Here is a 17,193-nt window from a genome sequence, read left to right as displayed (position 1 = left end):
GTAGGTTAAATTATTTAGCGAAGCGCAGATAACGTAACTCAACAACTTATGAAGCCCCTAAGATGTTGGGTTACTTTTTTATTGCTCCGCAAAAAAATCTAACCCAACCTACGCTGTAACGTTTTGTGTGTAATAATATATCGCTTAACTTACCAGCACTGGCGCGTGAGAACAAGATCTATCTATGCGCTCCGCCTTAAGCACACTAGCTTTAAATTTTATTCACCCAGTCTTTAACACCTTTTTCGATTAGCCGCACAGCCTTTTCAAATACTTTACGCTCTTGTCGGTAAGGGTCTGCTATGTCAAAACTGCCCCAATGCCCTAATCTGAATACTTTACCTTTTGCGCTGGGTTGTTTAAGTTCAATTTGCTCTTTATGCACAGACTCCATGACCAGAATAAGATCAGCTTTATGAATCATATCCTGATTTAATTGTGTCGCCCGATAATCCGATATATCCAGGCCTTTCTCTAACATAAGTTCGCAGGCGATATTATCTGGCTTATGACCGACCAACGCCCCAATTCCTGCCGAGCTAATAGTGTATTTTTTATCCTGGTTTTTCAATGCATCTTTTAAAAGTGCTTCAGCCATTGGACTTCGGCATATATTACCGATACAGACGACGAGTATATTTTCAAACAAGCTGTGTGTCTCTGATTAATATTAAGTTAAAAAACACCTGAATGTAGGATGTGCTGACGCTAGGAAGCGCATCTTTCGCGACGTGATGCGCTTCCTATCGTCAGTTCATCCTATGTCATTGTTTTAATGTCAGTAATATGGAATGTGGGAATGAGATCTATCAAGTTGCCTCATCTTTACCCAAATAATGAAATCATTCTATCAAACGAACACCCATTCCACAATTTTTGCATTACTTCTGTACATCGGCAGTTACACTGCATACACCATCTTCTAACTTAAAATACGATCAGCCAATGCCAGACTCGCCGGTCTATGAATTATCAGCCCGTAGGATGCGGTGTGGCACAAACCGCATCGATCGAAACTATAGAGACATAAATCAAATGGCTGAATACGGTAGCGCAATAACAAAAGAAGTAGTTATTATTCAGCGTAAACCGTAGCTAATGCCACTGAAAAAATCTGTTAACGAACAATATCGACTTGCTGCGACAAACCCTGCGCAAGGTAAAAGACCATCACCATTTAAAATCGATGCGATGGTTATTCTCCCTGAGCATTTACATTGCATTTGGACATTGCCACCGGGCGATGCCGATTACAAAACAAGATGGGCGTTAATCAAGGCGGGATTTTCTCTGCACAGGACGCAAAATCCGGGCAATATATAGAAAAATACGAGTAAGCAAACATATTATTTTTCGCGTCGCCAGTATAACGCTATTAACGAGCCGGAAACATTATGCCATATACTAAATATTGCACCTGGCAATGCCGCTGCAGCAGAAAAATATTGCATGGCCAGGGCAACACTTAAACCTGAGTTTTGCATGCCGACTTCTATACTAACTGTACGACAGATAGCAATATCATATTTTAACAATCTTGGAATAAAGTAACCTGCCGTCATACCTAATAGATTATGCGAAACAACTGCGGCAATGACTGGCAACGCAAGACTGGATATATTTTGCTGATTAAGTGCAACGATTATCGCGATAATAAGCACTATGGCCATACTGGAAAAAACCGGAAAACTGCCCTGCACCTTGCTGATCAAATGCGCATACGATGAATTAATCGCAGTGCCTGTTAACACGGGTAGTAATACGATAAATAAAATGCTGCGCATCATGCTGACAACGGGAACCTCAACACTCTGATTCAGGTAAACATAACTCAATAAAGGCATGGCCAATACCGCACACAAAGTGGATGCCATGGTCATTAATATGGATAAGGCGACATTTGCTTTGGCTAAATAACAAATCACATTTGAGGCTGTTCCGCCCGCACTACAGCCTACCAAAACCAGACCTATGGTTTGTGCTGCCGATAATTGTAAAGCATGAGCCAACAAATAAGCGAACAGTGGCATAAATACAAATTGAATGCCTAAGGTCAACAATATAACCAGTGGCTGTTTAAGCGCCTCTGCAAAATGCCGCCAGTTTAAAGTCATGCCCATAAATAGCATCACTAAAGCTAATAAGGGAATAATCGCCCCTTTGGCAGCAACAAATATTGCGGGGTATAAATAGGCTATAGAAGAGAATAGCAATGCAGCGATGGGGAATAAAGCAATCAATTTATTGTTCATTTCTTTTGCAGGTCAAGCTTACCAGAGCATTGCCGCACCCTTATAATTAATAAAACATCCTGTTTGTGAGATGCTGAATTTTTCAACCTGTTCGCGCATACCCGCAATACTTTCATCTACGTCTATCAAACCATTCGGTCCGCCCATATCTGTTCTGACCCAGCCCGGATGAAAGATGATGACTCCGGTTCCCTGCTGACGAAAATCAAATGCAAGGCTTTTCATTGCCGCATTTAATGCAGCTTTGCTAGATCGATAGAGGTAACTTCCGCCGCTGGTATTATCCGTGATGCTGCCCATTAAGCTGCTTAAAGCAACAAAAACACCCTGCTCGCTTAAGGCCAGATTGCAGGCAAATACTTCCGCCAGTTTTACAGCGGCAAATACATTCACTTGCATTACCGTGTGCCAATGCTGATAATCTATAGCCCCAAAACCATGACGATCACCATAAATACCTGCATTGGATATCAATACATCTATAGCTGTGCCTTTTAGCTCTGTCGCAAGAGCCTCAATTTGCTGATGGTTCTGCACATCTAACTGGACTATACGAATACCATTATCATGGCTTGCCATTTGCGCCAGTGCTGTTGCTTTTTCAGGATTGCGACAGCAGGCAATGACCTGCCAGCCAGCTTGCGCATATTGTCGGGAAAATTCCAGACCCAAGCCACGATTTGCACCGGTAATCAAGACTGTTTTCATAAGTGTTGTTCTCGTGTCTTTGCTGAGGAATCTGTATTAATAATCTGACGTAGCCCGCATGAAGTTTACGGAATACGGGAATCAAATGCTACGTTGACCCCGTCTTCCACTGGCTACAAAAGGATAGTATGCAGCTATTCCTAGAACTGCGAACCAAAGCTGAATTGGAAGGCCTGTATCTGATCGCCTTCCTGATCATTCAGAGGTATTGCATAGCTGACCTGTAAAGCACCAAAAGGTGATAACCATTTAGCCGCTAGCCCGGTTGAATACCTGAAGTCAGAAAAAGAAAAACCCGGGGTAACTGTCTCTAAATCACCATTAGCGTTCTGCTGGGTATAAGGTCCTTGAATTGATCCTATATCAAAGAATGCCATTAAACGCACCGACTCGACATCTGACATAAATGGAATAGGAAAAATAAGCTCGGTATTACCTATGATTTTAATATTACCACCGTATGGCCGTGCCTCACCTGTACCACAAGGATTATCAGTGACAGGTGGATTACAGTGATCTTGAGGACCCAGGGTATTATCGCGCCAACCCCTTACTGAATTCACACCACCGCCAAAATAGTTGTCAAAAAATGGTAAACTCTCGGTATCACCATAACCATTACCATAAGCAAATGATCCCATAACCTTTATCACTAGATCTTTTGCGATACTAAAATAATGCTGATCTTTTGCACTGACTTTATAATAGGTCAAATCACTACCCGGAATAGTCACTAAACCGGAAAGTCGTTGCTGACTCCCTTCAGTTGGAAAAATCGGTTTATCCAGCGTATCCCGGACCCACCCAAGAGTAATTGGGAAGGTTAAAAAACTAGATCCATTTTGCTCTATCCACAGTGGTAATTCAGGTGGTGCAAAATCCCCTTCTTTTATTGTCGTATGCTTAATATCTATACCTAAATTAATGCGTTGATTTTCATTAATTGGAAAACCAAAATTGACCCCACCACTAATGATATCGGTTAGATAGTTTGAAATATTGGCAGCTGCTCCATCGGTTTTCTTGTACAAGAAATTATAACCAAGGCTTACCCCATCTCGCGTAAAATAGGGGTTGGTAAAGCCCAAGCTGTAGAGAGTCGAAACATCACTTTTATTAAAGTTGAGACTGACTCGTTTACCCGAACCAAAGATATTATCCTGAGTAACACTGGCATTGTAGATAATACCCTGAGTTTGCGAATAACCGATACCGGCCATTAAATTACCCGAGGACTTTTCAGTCACTGAAAAGTTTAAATCCAGCTGGTCACGTGTGCCAGGAACTTTAGGCGTTTCTATACCCACATTGTCAAAATATCCCAGGCGGCTCAATCGCGCTTTAGAGCGTTCAATTTTAACTGAAGATGCCCAGGCGCCTTCCATTTGCCGCATTTCTCTGCGCAACACCGCATCCCGCGTTTTGAGGTTTCCATGCATACTAATTCGTCTGACATAGGCCCGATCGGCAGGATCAATAAAAAATGTCATATCGACTGTTTTGGTATCATTATGAATATCAGGGACCATATTCACATTGGCAAAAGCATAACCTTCTTCACCCAAACGATCAGAAATGGCTTTAGACGTTAGTGTTGCATTTTTACGCGAAAAAACCTCTGTCGGCCCTACCTGTAACAACGCAATAAGTTCCTCAGGAGGCACTACTAAATTACCGCTTAGCTTGACACTGCCTAAGGTAAATATGTCACCTTCTTCTACATTGACTACCACATAAATATCTTTTTTATCGGAGGTAATCGAAACCTGGGTAGACTTGATAGTAAAATTAATATAACCACGATCCAGATAATAAGAACGCAAACGTTCTAAATCAGCAGATAATTTTTGCTTGGAATATTGATCATCTTTAGTATAAAAAGAAAGTATGCCGGTAGTGCTTAATTCAAAATTCTTTAATAAATCCTTTTCAGTAAAAGCCTTATTACCGATAATATCTATAGATTTAATTTTAGCAACGGCACCTTCTGAAATGTTAATATTAATACTGACTCTGTTTCTTTCCAGAGGTATTACTTTAGTATCAATTTTTAAGCTGTATTTACCATGACTAAAATATTGACGCCTTAATTCCTGTTCTACCTTATCCAGAATTTGTCGATTGAATACCGTCCCTTTAGCCAACCCAATGCTGGTTAACGCCGTTAACAAATCATCCGTTTTCAGATCATCATTCCCTTCTATCTTGATTTCCGCTATGGAAGGACGTTCCACCACCTCTATCACGAGTACACCGCCTTCCTGACGCATGGAAATATCGCGAAAAAAACCTGTTTTAAATAAAGCTCGAATCGCGGGAGCAATATTTTTATTCAGCAGTTTTTCGCCTATATTGACCGGCAGGTAATTAAATACTGTTCCGACTGATATCCGTTGCAGGCCTGTTACACGAATATCCTGTACGATGAAGCCTTGCTCTTCACCGTGTACGATTGAAGAAAGTGACAATAACAGCAAACATATAGGGAGGAAAAATTTAAATTTCATGTAAAAGTTTATGGCAGAAGAAAATCCGTAAAAAACAAAAATCTGGCTCACTAAGCATTTTCTATAGGAAATGCTAAAACCTCGTCGATATGATTTTTTTGACTTATTATCATTAATAATCGATCTAAACCCATGGCGATACCAGAACAATGCGGCAGGCCACTTTGCAGAGCCGCTAAAAAGCGTTCGTCCTTGTGTACTTTTGCTGCGCCATTTTTATCCCGGAGCAAAATTTCCTGATCAAAGCGGCTGCTTTGTTGCGCTAAATCCGTTAATTCATAATAGCCATTGGCGAGTTCTATCCCGTCTATAAAGACTTCCACCCGTGCTACTGTGAGTGGATTATCAAGGTTCAATCGTGCCAATGAAGGTAGACACGCCGGATAATCATAGACCATACACAATCCTGTTTTACCTAAATGTTGCTGCACACTATGACTAAATAAAAAATCCAGCCAGGTAGGATGATCATCTGCACATAGCTGTTTTGCCTCCGGGAAACCCAGTTTTTCAGCGACGCAGCTATATGCACTTAAATCAAACACTAGCGCATTTAAACCCGTATATTGCAGAAACACATCAGCGTAACTTATGCGTTCTGCCGGATCTGAAAAACGTTCAGCAGCTAAAAACCGGCTCAATAACAGCTCTACATCATCCATCAATCCTGATAAATTATAGCCTACCCTGTACCACTCCAGCATGCTGAACTCAGGGTTGTGCAACCGCCCTGACTCGGCTTTTCTGAAGGCTTTTGTAATCTGATAAATAGACCCTGTCTGTGCTGCTAACAAACGCTTCATGGCAAATTCAGGCGATGTTTGCAGATATAAAACAGGCTGATTTGCTGACAACTGACTGGTTGAAAAAAAATCTAAATACGGGTCAGTTCCAATCGCCTGGCAAAGGATCGGTGTCTCAACTTCGAGAACATTTTCAGCATAAAAAAAACTTCTGATCTCGTGTAATAATTTGGCCCGTAAACGGATAAGCTCTAATGAACAACTGGGTTGCCAGGTAGTTATCATTATCTGATCACCCTTTGAAGTGCAATAGCTTTATCTATTGTCTTCACGTCAAGACCAGACACTCGTATTGTTGATACTTTAAGCTTTTGCTCGTGAGACATATTCGCCAGTACGCGTATCAACTTTAATCAACTCACCAATCTGCACAAATAAGGGCACTCGCACTACAGCCCCTGTTTCCAGTGTTGCTGGCTTACCACCGCCACCCGAGGTATCACCTTTTAAACCAGGGTCAGTTTCTGTTATTTCCAGTTCCACAAAATTGGGTGGTGTCACACTAATCGGTGCATTATTCCATAAAGTCAGGATACACATGGCCTGATCTTTTAACCATAATTTTGTATCGGCAACCGCAGTCTCATCCGCCTGATATTGCTCAAAAGAATCCGGATTCATAAAATGGAAAAACTCACCATCATTGTACAAATATTGCATATCTAAATCGATAACATCCGCCCCTTCAAGAGACTCACCCGATTTGAATGTGCGCTCAATGACACGTCCTGTTTTTAAGTTTCTTAATTTTACGCGGTTAAAGGCTTGTCCTTTTCCAGGCTTAACAATCTCATTCTCGATAATGGAACAGGGATCTCCATCCATCATTAACTTTAATCCACCTTTAAACTCACTTGTACTATAAGTCGCCATTTATATCTCTATATATTTGTATGCTTAAATGTTTGTTATTATACCTCGCATCTATTGATTCCTGCAGAATAATGCTTATTTAAATCTATGACGGCTCACATATCCACCTGGCAACAAGAATTAGCTTCAGCCTTTAGCAAACCAGAGGACTTACTTCTGTATCTAGATATTGATTCTCAAGCGTTCTCTCATCTGTCCAGGCATGATTTCGCTATGCGCGTGCCTTTAAGTTATGCAAATTGCATGCAAAAAGGTAAGCTTGATGACCCTTTACTTATGCAGGTTTTGCCTATAGCTGATGAACTCAGTAATCCAGCGGAGTTTCAAAATGATCCTGTCGGTGACTTATCCGCATTAACCGAAAACTGCATTATTCATAAATATCAGGGACGTGTTTTATTCATTACAACTGGAGGCTGTGCAATTAATTGCCGCTTTTGTTTCAGACGCAATTTTCCTTATGCTGAAGTGCAATTAAATAAACATAAGGAAGCCACCGCACTAGGCTATATTCAGGATAATCCTGATATTCATGAGGTTATTTTGAGCGGAGGAGATCCCTTGCTTTTAAGTGACCAAAGACTAAATGATTTAATGCAGAAATTATCGCGTATAGCACATCTTAAACGCATACGCATTCATACTCGGCTACCTATCGTTCTGCCGGCACGCATTACATCTGAACTAATATCGATACTCAAAAATTCACCCATCCCCATTATTATAGTCACGCATTGCAATCATGCTAATGAGCTGAGTGTGCAAGTAATAACAGCATGTCGTGCATTAAAGCAGCCAAATATTACTTTATTGAATCAATCGGTGTTATTAAAAGGTATTAATGATAATACGCAAATTTTGCAATCCTTAAGTGAACAGCTTTTTGCAGCCGGGATCTTGCCTTACTATTTACATTTATTAGATAAGGCGAAAGGGACTGCGCATTTTGAAATAACTCAAACCAAGGCGTTAAAAATACATCAAGCATTACAACATGTATTACCAGGGTATTTAGTGCCTAAGCTGGTTAAAGAGCAAGCAGGAGAAGCAGCGAAAACCTTGATAGTGTAGCAGGCGTAAAAAAGTTTCGGCTTTTTTCTAGTAAGTGCAATAGCTATGCTATTGCACTCCTCTTTAAATAAAAAATTACCTGTTTACCTACAACTTACAGCCATTTAAAAATAAATTTTAAAATATCAGTATATTAAGCGTCTCGTCATTCGCGCAGTCTACCCAGCCAAGCGTAGGCACAAGCTTTATCGGGAATCTTTGCTTACCCACGAGATTCCTGCTGAAAGCGTGCAGGAATGACGAATATAGCTGAGAGTTATGGGTAATCAGAAAAAATTATGTGTGTACCAATACAACAGGTCTTTTCTGATTTCAGGCCAGGCGTAATTTAGCCAATGAGGCAAAAGCTTTATCACTATTAATATCCGGAATAATGCTTAATTCCAATAGGGTAACTGCAGCAAGCTCTACGCTATAGTCTTCAGTTTCGCTGGTTGCGCCAGTTGGACTAAAATTCCATTGCTGGCGTACGATTTCCTGAAAGGATTCTCCGTTATCCGACGAGTAGCGTATCTTGAATTCCTGAGTACGCTCGGTACTGGATTCGGCAAAACTTAACCAGATGCGAGTCAGTTTTTGCGGATTGCTAAACATGAGCCTGATAATTTGTGTTCCGGGCTCAGCAGCACGCCACCCTGAAGACTGATTAGGCAACAAAGCAAACTCAATCGGATAGGCGATATCTTCAGAACTAATTTCTACTTCTGCAATTTCCTCAAGGTCAAGCCAGGCATCATCAGGAGTTGCTATTTTATTTTTATCTGTAGTGATAATTCGTTTACGCATGAAGACCAGCCCTAAGTAATTTGGAAAAAATTAAAACGGGCTAAAAACCCGCCATCTTGTCATATCTATTGCAGGGTAAGCATCGCATACCATTTTTAGACATTTACCTAATGGTACGCGGCATATCCTGTATGATTGTTTTTAAGCCGTTGTCGCTAATGCTCGTAGTACATCCGTACGGCTAATAATACCTACCAAATCCTGATCGCGGTACACAGGAAAACTTCTAACCGAAGTATTCTGAAATTTTTCTGCCAAATCAACAATACTCATTTCAGCTTCGACTTTAACAACATCTTTAGTCATATATTCAGTCACATTACCAGCACTACTTTGATTATAAGCGACTTCTAAAACCATTTTCAGTGCATCTTTTTCAGAAAACATGCCGATTAATTTGCCATGTTCATTAAACACAGGTGCACCGGTAATTTTATGATCCAGTATTTTTTTTATTGCATCAATGCCTGTCATTTCTTTAGTTAATTTAATTAACCGCGTGGTCATATAGTCTGCAACAGTAATTTTTGCCAACATAGTCTTCTCCTTATTATTATTTTTAATAAAATAAATCTATTGCCGTCTCAATCCTTTTTAGCCGATATTAACCGGAGTCAGCCTCAGCTTCTATTTTCTTTCTTTTATCACACTTCTCGACACAAATACAATTTCCGGCACCCATACCGCCACATGAGCCTTTGATTGCATTGCGGCCAAAAATAACGCCTATAGCCATCACCACAATGACTATTAACATAAATGCAAATGTCACTAAAAAATAAATCATTGCTCTAACTTTGTTTGTTCAGAAAATAAAGGTGTAGCGCGTTCTTCAAAACCTTGCTCTGTTTTGACAATAAACAGCACTGCCAGATTTTGCTGCTCAGCTATGATATATCCTTGATCTGGCCCTAATACCATTAAAGCCGTAGCCCAGGCATCAGCCTTCATAGAAGTATCGCTTAAAACTGTCACAGAAGCCAATTTATGTGTCACTGGATAGCCTGTTTTGGGATCTATAGTATGCGAAAAACGCTTACCATCTTTTTCAAAATAATTACGGTAATCACCCGATGTTGCCATGGCTATATCGGTAATGGCAAGTATCATTTGCAATTCTCGTTTTTCTGCATTAGGTTTTTCTATGGCAATACGCCAGTTTTCTCCCTGCAAATTTGTCCCTTTCAAGTACAGCTCACCACCGATTTCGACCATATAATCAGTGATACCTTGCCCATCTAATACTTTTGCAACCTCATCAACCGCATAGCCTTTTGCCAATGCAGACAAATCAATAGCAACATCTGGCAATGTTTTACTAAGTGTTTTTATGCGTGGATGTAAGAATAAATTTTTATATCCTACATTCCTTAGTGCTTGTTGAATTTCTTCAGCTGTTGGGGCCTGATTATCCATTTGGTCAGGACCAAAACCCCATAAATTAACCAGCGGACCTACTGTAATATCAAAGGCTCCATCTGATAAACTACTAATTTCCTCAGCTTGAGTTAAAACTTTAAATAATTCAGGAGATATAAATGTGGCACCAGCATTTCTAGAACTATTAATAAAAGAAACTTCTGAATTGCTAATATAAGTAGACATACGCTGATTAATCTCATCCAGACGTTTCTGGATAAGTTTCTCTAGTCTATTTACCTTAACACTATCGGGTAACTGACTGGCTTTAATTGTGAAGCTGGTGCCCATGGTGGGTCCCGTAAAGTTAAAAGGGTATTTCTCGACATTATTATTATTAGCACAACCTGATAACACAAGAACGAGAATAAAGGTCAGGCTTAACCCACGTTTAGAGATAATTTTTTGCATTTTAATTTTCTGGAGTTGCTATTAATTTATTTAACTAATCAGTAACTCTTCAACATATCTTAAATAATAATAGGTTGTGGCATTAGTCCACTTTTAAGATTTGCGCACTAAAACCACAACCTACACACTTGTAATTGAATAAGATACCGACTAATGACAAGACTATAAAAGGTGGGCAGTACCCACCTCTACAACACATTTAACCACCAAAGTCATCTAACATGATATTTTCTGGCTCTACGCCATTTTCAATCAACATATTAATCACTGATGAGTTCATGATTGGAGGCCCACACATGTAGTACTCACAATCTTCCGGTGCGGGATGGTTTTTAATAAATTCTTCAAACAAGACATTATGGATAAAACCTGTATAGCCTTCCCAGTTATCATCAGGAAGCGCATCAGACAAAGCCACATGCCATTCAAAGTTATCATTCTCACGGTCCAGCATATCGAAATCTTCCACATAGAACATTTCACGCTTACTACGTGCACCATACCAGAATGACATTTTACGTTTTGATTTCAAGCGACGTAATTGATCAAAGATATGTGAACGCATAGGTGCCATACCCGCACCACCACCGATAAAGACCATTTCAGCATCAGTCTTTTTCGCGTAGAATTCACCATAAGGACCGGAGATAATACACTTATCACCTGGTTTCAGGTCAAAAATATATGATGACATAATACCTGGTGGTACTGAGTCAGGTGCACCTGGCGGTGGTGTTGCAATACGCACATTCAACATGATTTCTTTTTCTTCTGGATAAGAAGCCATTGAGTAGGCACGTAAAGCATCTTCTTTTACGTTAGAGGTATAGCGCCATAAGTTGAATTTATCCCAGTCCTCACGAAACTGCTCTTCTATATCAAAATCAGAGTATTTCGCAATATGTGGTGGACATTCAATCTGTATATAACCACCTGCCTGATAGTTGATTTCTTCTCCTTCAGGTAGAACCAGGACTAGCTCTTTAATAAATGTTGCCACATTGTGGTTAGATTTAACGGTACATTCCCATTTTTTTACGCCGAAAACACTGTCTTCGACTTCAATGTTCATGTCATGCTTAACGGCAACCTGGCAAGATAAACGCTCACCTTCTGCTGCTTCGCGTTTTGTAATATGTCCTAATTCAGTAGGCAATATTTCACCACCACCTGAATGGATTTTTACTTTACATTGTGCACACGTACCACCACCACCACAGGCTGAAGGTACAAATAAGCCATGATTGGCTAATGCTGTTAATAATTTACCACCCACTGGAACATGAATCTTTTTCTCATCATTGATAAGAATTTCAACATCCCCAGAGGCAACTAATTGACTTTTTGCACCGATAATAACAAATACCAGCGCAATCACGATAAACGTGAAAATAATAATTCCTAATGCAATCTCTAGCATTACGATACCTTCCTAAAGTTGGATTCCAGAGAAAGCCATGAAGCCCAAGGACATCAGACCTGCGGTAATAAATGTAATTCCAAGACCTTCAAGGCCTTTAGGAATATCACTGTATTTAAGTTTTTCGCGCACACCGGCTATTACTGTAATAGCCAATGCCCAACCGAAACCACTACCAACGCCGTAAACAACACTTTGTGCAAAGTCATAGTCACGTTCAATCATGAACAAACTACCACCTAAAATCGCACAGTTTACAGTGATTAATGGTAAAAATACGCCTAGTGCATGATACAAAGCAGGAAAAAATTTATCTAAAATCATTTCCAGGATTTGTACTAGTGCCGCAATCATACCAATACAGCTTAATAGAGCTAAAAAGCTAAGATCAACACCCGTGATGCCCATCCATGCTAATGCGTCTTCTTTTAGTAAAGTGTGATAAATAATGTTATTCACAGGCACTGTAATTAGTTGCACAACCAATACAGCTATACCTAAACCCATTGCTGTCGAAATTTTCTTCGACACAGCAAGGAAGGTACACATACCCAGGAAAAAAGCTAATGCCAGGTTTTCTACGAAAACCGCTTTAATAAATAAACTTATATAAGCTTCCATTAGTGATGTCCTCCTTCACCATGAGAGATAGACATAATTTTAAAATCAGCTGTTTCATTTTGTTCAGGCTTCCATTGACGGAAAGCCCAGATAATAAGGCCAATAATAAAAAACGCACTAGGTGGTAAAAGCATTAAACCGTTAGGATCATACCAGCCACCATCTTTAGTTAAGGTAAAAACATCTATACCCAGTAATTTACCTGAACCAAATAATTCCCTGAAAAAAGCAACAATCACTAAAATCAGGCTGTAACCCATTCCATTACCTATACCATCAAAAAAACTCGCCATAGGCGGGTTCTTCATGGCATAAGCTTCGGCGCGCCCCATAACGATACAGTTAGTAATAATCAAACCAACAAATACCGACAATTGTTTGCTAATGTCATAAGCAAAGGCTTTTAACACTTGATCAACCACGATAACCAATGAAGCGATAATCGTCATTTGCACAATGATACGAATACTACTTGGGATATGGTTTCTAATAGAACTGATCGCCGCACTAGAGCATGCAGTAACCGATGTTAGCGCAACTGCCATAATCAATGAGGTAGACATTTGTGATGTCACCGCCAAAGCAGAGCAGATACCCAATACTTGTAAAGTAATCGGGTTATTATTGACCAGTGGATCAGTCAATACTTTTTTTGTTTCGTTATTCATAACGGCACTCATTTTAACCCCCTAACCTTTAGTTCTTACTTTATCCAGATAAGCCGCAAAACCTTCTTGGCTCATCCAGTACTTAACAAGATTGGTAACGCCGACACTTGTCAATGTCGCACCCGCCAAACCATCTACTTTATATTCAGCACCTGGCTTAGTAGAATCAACTACACCTTTAACCAGGCCTAGAGCTACCTGACCTGATTCATCATAGACTTTCTTGCCTGCCCATAATGCACGCCAGTTAGGATTAACTACTTCACCCCCTAAACCCGGTGTTTCAGCTTGATCATAAAAGTTAATGCTTTGTACCGTTTGACCATCCGCATCAAGCGCCAGGAAACCATACATAGTTGACCATAAACCATAACCATGCACAGGTAAGATGATTGATTTAATCACATCATCCTGTTTCACTAAATAAACTTTAGCAATTTTTGCACGTTTTTTGATACTGGCAATGTCCTGGCCTTTACTTAAAACAACGCTTAGCTCAGGATCTTTTGCCGCTTTACGTTGATCGTAAGCTTCCACATCACCATCGACATAATCACCGGTAGCCACATCCACTAATTTAGCTTCAATTTGCTGTGCAAAAGCGGTATGTATATCTGTACCCTCTTCCAACAAGCCCGCGACATCAAGAATATTTTTCTTCATATCCATCGCTTTGTTTTCAATTTGCAGTGGCTTTAAAGCAACCGCTGCCAATGAAACTAAAATCGCACAAACAAAACACAGCGATAAGGCAACTGCAATAGTTTTTTCCAGGCTATCATTATTTAAAGATAAGACTTTATCTCTATATCTGGCAAATTTTTGATAGTGCTCACATTTATCAAGCTTTTCGCAAAGTGGGCCCAAATACTTACACATAATATTTTCGTTAGGCATGACGTTTCATCCTTCTCTTAATATTTGCCTGAACGACAAAGTAATCAATTACAGGTGCAAACATATTAGCGAATAAAATCGACAGCATCATACCTTCCGGGAAGGCAGGATTTACGACTCGCACTAATATAACCATGACACCAATTAACGCACCAAATATCCAGCGACCCTTATTTGTCATAGCCGCAGACACTGGATCAGTTGCCATATACACCATACCAAAAGCAAAGCCACCTAAAGTAAGATGCCAGTAAAAAGGCATGGCAAACATCGGGTTAGTATCGCTACCAATAATATTAAACATTAATGAAGTCGCCACCATTCCCGCTAAGACACCGCCCATAATACGGTAGGATGCAATACGCGTGTAAAGCAGGAATGCCGCACCAATCAAAATAGCTAAAGTGGATGTTTCACCGAGTGACCCTGGCATAAAACCCATAAATGTCTGAAACCAGCCATAACCGGCTCCATGAACGGCATCAAGACCACCTTGCGCAGCCAGGCCTAGAGGCGTTGCTGCGGTATATCCATCAACACCAACCCAGACTGAATCGCCTGAAATAGCAGCAGGATAAGCAAAGAACAGGAAAGCACGACCTGTTAATGCCGGATTTAGAAAGTTTTTACCTGTACCACCAAATACCTCTTTACCGATCACAATACCGAAAGAAATGCCTAACGCAACCTGCCATAAAGGCATATCAGGCGGCAGAATCAAGGTGTATAGCATAGAAGAGACTAAAAACCCTTCATTAACTTCATGTCCACGCACTGTTGCAAATAAAACTTCCCATACACCGCCGACAGCGAGTGTCACGATATAAATAGGCAAGAAAAATAATGCGCCATGGACTAAGTTTGAAATGGGATTCATCGGGCTATACCCGAAAATAGCCATTGGAATACTACGCCAGCTTTGCGCTTCAGTTAACCCCATCGCTTCTATTGCTAAATTAGCCTGATAACCAGAGTTATACATTGCCATTAGAATACAGAAGAAAGTTGCAATAACCACAAAAGTCATAGTGCGTTTCAGGTCATTACCGTCACGAACATGCGTAGTTCCACGGGTTACATCTGAGGGGGTGTAGATAAAAGTATCAACCATCTCATACAGACCGTAATACCTTTCCAGCTTGCCGCCTTTTATAAAGATCGGCTCAATACTATCTAAAAAATCTCTAGCAGACATTAGCCTTCCTTCTCAATTTTAGTTAAGTTTGCACGTAATACAGGCGCAAAATCATGCTTGCCTGGATCAACGAATGTGTACAAAGACATATCCTCTTCATCTAACTCCAGGCATCCTAATAATTGCGCCTGATCAGTATCCCCGACCACCATCGCTTTTAACAAAGGCGTAGGTAAAATATCTAAAGGGGTAACAGACTCAAAGATACCCACAGGAACAATTGCTCTATTTGAACCATTTTTATCTGTGGTTAAAGGAAATAAACGCCCTGAAGCACGATCACGGCTTGATGTGTAAACATTCAATGCTGAATACTTATTTTTACCCGCAACAATCCAGCCAAACAATTCACGTTCGCGACCTTCACGCAACGCAGAAACCTGATTGCTATAAGCGCCTAAAAATGCGGCCCAGGCCGTTGCTTCATGCCCATATAAAACCGAGCCCGAAATAACACGGTTTTCGCCATCATTTAACTGATCTTGTACCAAATCATCAGTATTTGCACCAACACGAGTTCTTACTAAACGTGGTTCTTTAACGGCCGGACCTGATAAAGCTACAACACGTTGCACATTTAATTTACCGCTAGTAAATAATGCGCCTATCGCCATAACAGCTTGATAATCTATATGCCATACTGTTTTATTGATGCTGACCGGGTCAATTAAATGAATATGTGTACTCGGCAATCCAGCAGGGTGACCTCCAGAAAACTCAGCAATTTCCAGCGCTGCATTATCACCTACCGGGATATCAGCACCCTTAGCTTTACATAGATAGGTTTTGCCTTGTGTTAATTGCGCAACAACGGCTAAACCATTAGTAAAATCTTCACTGCGATCATGAATAATAACCGCAGGATCAGCTGCTAAAGGGCGTGTATCAATTGCGGTAACGAAAATTGAACGCGGCGTGCTGTCCAGCGTAGGTACTTTGCCATAAGGACGCGTTCTAAACATCGTCCAAAGGCCTGAGGCAACCAGATTTTCGGTGATTTGTTCAGTCGTCAAACTAGAGAGTTCTTTGGCAGAATATGCCTGAAATGACTCTTCCTGCTTACCTTTTAATTCAATTACAACGGATTGCAATACACGTCTTTCACCACGATGAATTGCTTTAACTGTACCCGCACCAGGTGCTGTAAAAATAACGCCAGGATTCTTTTTATCTTCAAATAGAGCCTGACCTAATTTTACCTTATCACCTTCAGCGACCAGCATTTTGGGCTTCATACCCACATAATCCATTCCCAAGATGGCGACAGATGAAATCTGATTACCCTCTTCAATGGTTTGTTTGGCCGCTCCGGTAATCGGAAGATCCAAACTTTCTTTTATAGTAAATTGCATAGTCATTAAGCCTGTTTCCCAGACAAGTTGAGATTCACCCTCTTAATTCTCTAGGCGGACGAAAACAAGAGGCACTTCAATACGTAAAACTTCGTTATTATTCCATAAACCACACTCATTCTCAATGAGAGTTCTCATGCAAAACAGGACAAAAAATCAAAAAAATAATTTCACAGATTATTAATGCTGCTATTTCAGCTTTTAGATAGG

18 protein-coding genes are annotated in these 17,193 nt (G+C 40.4%); 2 read left to right on the top strand and 16 right to left on the bottom strand.

The window, feature by feature from the left end:
• Positions 1 to 211 precede the first annotated feature (211 nt).
• Positions 212 to 649, bottom strand: a complete 438-nt coding sequence (locus AU255_RS08630) for a low molecular weight protein-tyrosine-phosphatase (RefSeq protein ID WP_080522497.1) — start codon at positions 647 to 649, stop codon at positions 212 to 214.
• 449 nt (positions 650 to 1,098) lie between these two features.
• Here AU255_RS08630 and AU255_RS08625 point away from each other — a divergent pair, with 449 nt between their 5' ends.
• Positions 1,099 to 1,323 carry a transposase gene (locus AU255_RS08625; RefSeq protein WP_198942573.1) on the top strand — a complete coding sequence of 75 codons (225 nt, stop codon included), beginning with the start codon at positions 1,099 to 1,101 and terminating at the stop codon, positions 1,321 to 1,323.
• A gap of 23 nt (positions 1,324 to 1,346) precedes the next feature.
• Here the strand turns inward: AU255_RS08625 and AU255_RS08620 are convergent, their stop codons facing one another.
• The 5 genes from AU255_RS08620 to efp form a co-directional block, all read right to left on the bottom strand.
• Positions 1,347 to 2,252: a bile acid:sodium symporter family protein gene (locus AU255_RS08620; protein WP_080522496.1), complete on the bottom strand. Its 906-nt coding sequence runs from the start codon at positions 2,250 to 2,252 to the stop codon at positions 1,347 to 1,349.
• An 18-nt stretch (positions 2,253 to 2,270) separates the two neighbouring features.
• A complete protein-coding gene (locus AU255_RS08615) occupies positions 2,271 to 2,960 on the bottom strand; it encodes an SDR family oxidoreductase (RefSeq protein ID WP_080522495.1) in 690 nt (229 codons plus the stop codon).
• A gap of 140 nt (positions 2,961 to 3,100) precedes the next feature.
• Positions 3,101 to 5,467: an outer membrane protein assembly factor BamA gene (gene bamA, locus AU255_RS08610; protein WP_080523310.1), complete on the bottom strand. Its 2,367-nt coding sequence runs from the start codon at positions 5,465 to 5,467 to the stop codon at positions 3,101 to 3,103.
• Between the two features lie 50 nt (positions 5,468 to 5,517).
• Entirely contained in the window at positions 5,518 to 6,495 is a 978-nt protein-coding gene (gene epmA / locus AU255_RS08605; protein ID WP_080522494.1) for an EF-P lysine aminoacylase EpmA, read from the bottom strand.
• Positions 6,496 to 6,573: 78 nt separating this feature from the next.
• Positions 6,574 to 7,143, bottom strand: a complete 570-nt coding sequence (gene efp / locus AU255_RS08600) for an elongation factor P (protein ID WP_080522493.1) — start codon at positions 7,141 to 7,143, stop codon at positions 6,574 to 6,576.
• Between the two features lie 87 nt (positions 7,144 to 7,230).
• Here efp and epmB point away from each other — a divergent pair, with 87 nt between their 5' ends.
• On the top strand, positions 7,231 to 8,214 hold the full coding sequence (gene epmB, locus AU255_RS08595; RefSeq protein WP_080522492.1) for an EF-P beta-lysylation protein EpmB: 984 nt from the start codon (positions 7,231 to 7,233) through the stop codon (positions 8,212 to 8,214).
• A 312-nt stretch (positions 8,215 to 8,526) separates the two neighbouring features.
• Here the strand turns inward: epmB and AU255_RS08590 are convergent, their stop codons facing one another.
• The 10 genes from AU255_RS08590 to AU255_RS08545 form a co-directional block, all read right to left on the bottom strand.
• Positions 8,527 to 9,000, bottom strand: a complete 474-nt coding sequence (locus AU255_RS08590) for a discoidin domain-containing protein (protein WP_080522491.1) — start codon at positions 8,998 to 9,000, stop codon at positions 8,527 to 8,529.
• 141 nt (positions 9,001 to 9,141) lie between these two features.
• On the bottom strand, positions 9,142 to 9,537 hold the full coding sequence (locus AU255_RS08585) for a CBS domain-containing protein (RefSeq protein WP_080522490.1): 396 nt from the start codon (positions 9,535 to 9,537) through the stop codon (positions 9,142 to 9,144).
• A gap of 67 nt (positions 9,538 to 9,604) precedes the next feature.
• Entirely contained in the window at positions 9,605 to 9,787 is a 183-nt protein-coding gene (gene nqrM / locus AU255_RS08580) for a (Na+)-NQR maturation NqrM (protein WP_080522489.1), read from the bottom strand.
• A complete protein-coding gene (locus tag AU255_RS08575) occupies positions 9,784 to 10,830 on the bottom strand; it encodes an FAD:protein FMN transferase (protein ID WP_143735892.1) in 1,047 nt (348 codons plus the stop codon). Before AU255_RS08575 ends, nqrM begins: the two co-directional genes overlap by 4 nt.
• A gap of 199 nt (positions 10,831 to 11,029) precedes the next feature.
• Positions 11,030 to 12,250, bottom strand: a complete 1,221-nt coding sequence (gene nqrF, locus AU255_RS08570; protein ID WP_080522487.1) for an NADH:ubiquinone reductase (Na(+)-transporting) subunit F — start codon at positions 12,248 to 12,250, stop codon at positions 11,030 to 11,032.
• A 12-nt stretch (positions 12,251 to 12,262) separates the two neighbouring features.
• The gene (nqrE, locus tag AU255_RS08565; protein ID WP_080522486.1) at positions 12,263 to 12,871 is read right to left on the bottom strand and encodes an NADH:ubiquinone reductase (Na(+)-transporting) subunit E; all 609 of its coding nucleotides are present in this window, start codon (positions 12,869 to 12,871) and stop codon (positions 12,263 to 12,265) included.
• Positions 12,871 to 13,551, bottom strand: coding sequence for an NADH:ubiquinone reductase (Na(+)-transporting) subunit D (locus AU255_RS08560; RefSeq protein ID WP_080522485.1), 681 nt, complete (start codon positions 13,549 to 13,551; stop codon positions 12,871 to 12,873). Before AU255_RS08560 ends, nqrE begins: the two co-directional genes overlap by 1 nt.
• 9 nt (positions 13,552 to 13,560) lie before the next feature.
• The gene (locus tag AU255_RS08555; RefSeq protein ID WP_080522484.1) at positions 13,561 to 14,436 is read right to left on the bottom strand and encodes a Na(+)-translocating NADH-quinone reductase subunit C; all 876 of its coding nucleotides are present in this window, start codon (positions 14,434 to 14,436) and stop codon (positions 13,561 to 13,563) included.
• Complete coding sequence (locus AU255_RS08550; RefSeq protein WP_080522483.1) at positions 14,429 to 15,631, bottom strand: NADH:ubiquinone reductase (Na(+)-transporting) subunit B; 1,203 nt, start codon at positions 15,629 to 15,631, stop codon at positions 14,429 to 14,431. Before AU255_RS08550 ends, AU255_RS08555 begins: the two co-directional genes overlap by 8 nt.
• Entirely contained in the window at positions 15,631 to 16,983 is a 1,353-nt protein-coding gene (locus AU255_RS08545) for a Na(+)-translocating NADH-quinone reductase subunit A (protein WP_080523309.1), read from the bottom strand. The genes AU255_RS08550 and AU255_RS08545 overlap by 1 nt, the downstream gene beginning before the upstream one ends.
• Between the last annotated feature and the right edge of the window lie 210 nt (positions 16,984 to 17,193).

Source organism: Methyloprofundus sedimenti (assembly GCF_002072955.1).
GTDB lineage: Bacteria > Pseudomonadota > Gammaproteobacteria > Methylococcales > Methylomonadaceae > Methyloprofundus > Methyloprofundus sedimenti.
Note: the sequence above shows the minus strand (reverse complement) of the source record. Positions and strands in the feature narration are given on the sequence as shown.

What these genes read in the sequence shown, in the direction of transcription:
- AU255_RS08625 (WP_198942573.1), top strand. Translation starts at nt 1,099, where the DNA reads ATGCCACTGAAAAAATCTGTTAACGAACAATATCGACTTGCTGCGACA.
- AU255_RS08620 (WP_080522496.1), bottom strand. Translation starts at nt 2,252, where the DNA reads ATGAACAATAAATTGATTGCTTTATTCCCCATCGCTGCATTGCTATTC.
- AU255_RS08615 (WP_080522495.1), bottom strand. Translation starts at nt 2,960, where the DNA reads ATGAAAACAGTCTTGATTACCGGTGCAAATCGTGGCTTGGGTCTGGAA.
- bamA (WP_080523310.1), bottom strand. Translation starts at nt 5,467, where the DNA reads ATGAAATTTAAATTTTTCCTCCCTATATGTTTGCTGTTATTGTCACTT.
- epmA (WP_080522494.1), bottom strand. Translation starts at nt 6,495, where the DNA reads ATGATAACTACCTGGCAACCCAGTTGTTCATTAGAGCTTATCCGTTTA.
- efp (WP_080522493.1), bottom strand. Translation starts at nt 7,143, where the DNA reads ATGGCGACTTATAGTACAAGTGAGTTTAAAGGTGGATTAAAGTTAATG.
- epmB (WP_080522492.1), top strand. Translation starts at nt 7,231, where the DNA reads ATGACGGCTCACATATCCACCTGGCAACAAGAATTAGCTTCAGCCTTT.
- AU255_RS08590 (WP_080522491.1), bottom strand. Translation starts at nt 9,000, where the DNA reads ATGCGTAAACGAATTATCACTACAGATAAAAATAAAATAGCAACTCCT.
- AU255_RS08585 (WP_080522490.1), bottom strand. Translation starts at nt 9,537, where the DNA reads ATGTTGGCAAAAATTACTGTTGCAGACTATATGACCACGCGGTTAATT.
- nqrM (WP_080522489.1), bottom strand. Translation starts at nt 9,787, where the DNA reads ATGATTTATTTTTTAGTGACATTTGCATTTATGTTAATAGTCATTGTG.
- AU255_RS08575 (WP_143735892.1), bottom strand. Translation starts at nt 10,830, where the DNA reads ATGCAAAAAATTATCTCTAAACGTGGGTTAAGCCTGACCTTTATTCTC.
- nqrF (WP_080522487.1), bottom strand. Translation starts at nt 12,250, where the DNA reads ATGCTAGAGATTGCATTAGGAATTATTATTTTCACGTTTATCGTGATT.
- nqrE (WP_080522486.1), bottom strand. Translation starts at nt 12,871, where the DNA reads ATGGAAGCTTATATAAGTTTATTTATTAAAGCGGTTTTCGTAGAAAAC.
- AU255_RS08560 (WP_080522485.1), bottom strand. Translation starts at nt 13,551, where the DNA reads ATGAGTGCCGTTATGAATAACGAAACAAAAAAAGTATTGACTGATCCA.
- AU255_RS08555 (WP_080522484.1), bottom strand. Translation starts at nt 14,436, where the DNA reads ATGCCTAACGAAAATATTATGTGTAAGTATTTGGGCCCACTTTGCGAA.
- AU255_RS08550 (WP_080522483.1), bottom strand. Translation starts at nt 15,631, where the DNA reads ATGTCTGCTAGAGATTTTTTAGATAGTATTGAGCCGATCTTTATAAAA.
- AU255_RS08545 (WP_080523309.1), bottom strand. Translation starts at nt 16,983, where the DNA reads ATGCAATTTACTATAAAAGAAAGTTTGGATCTTCCGATTACCGGAGCG.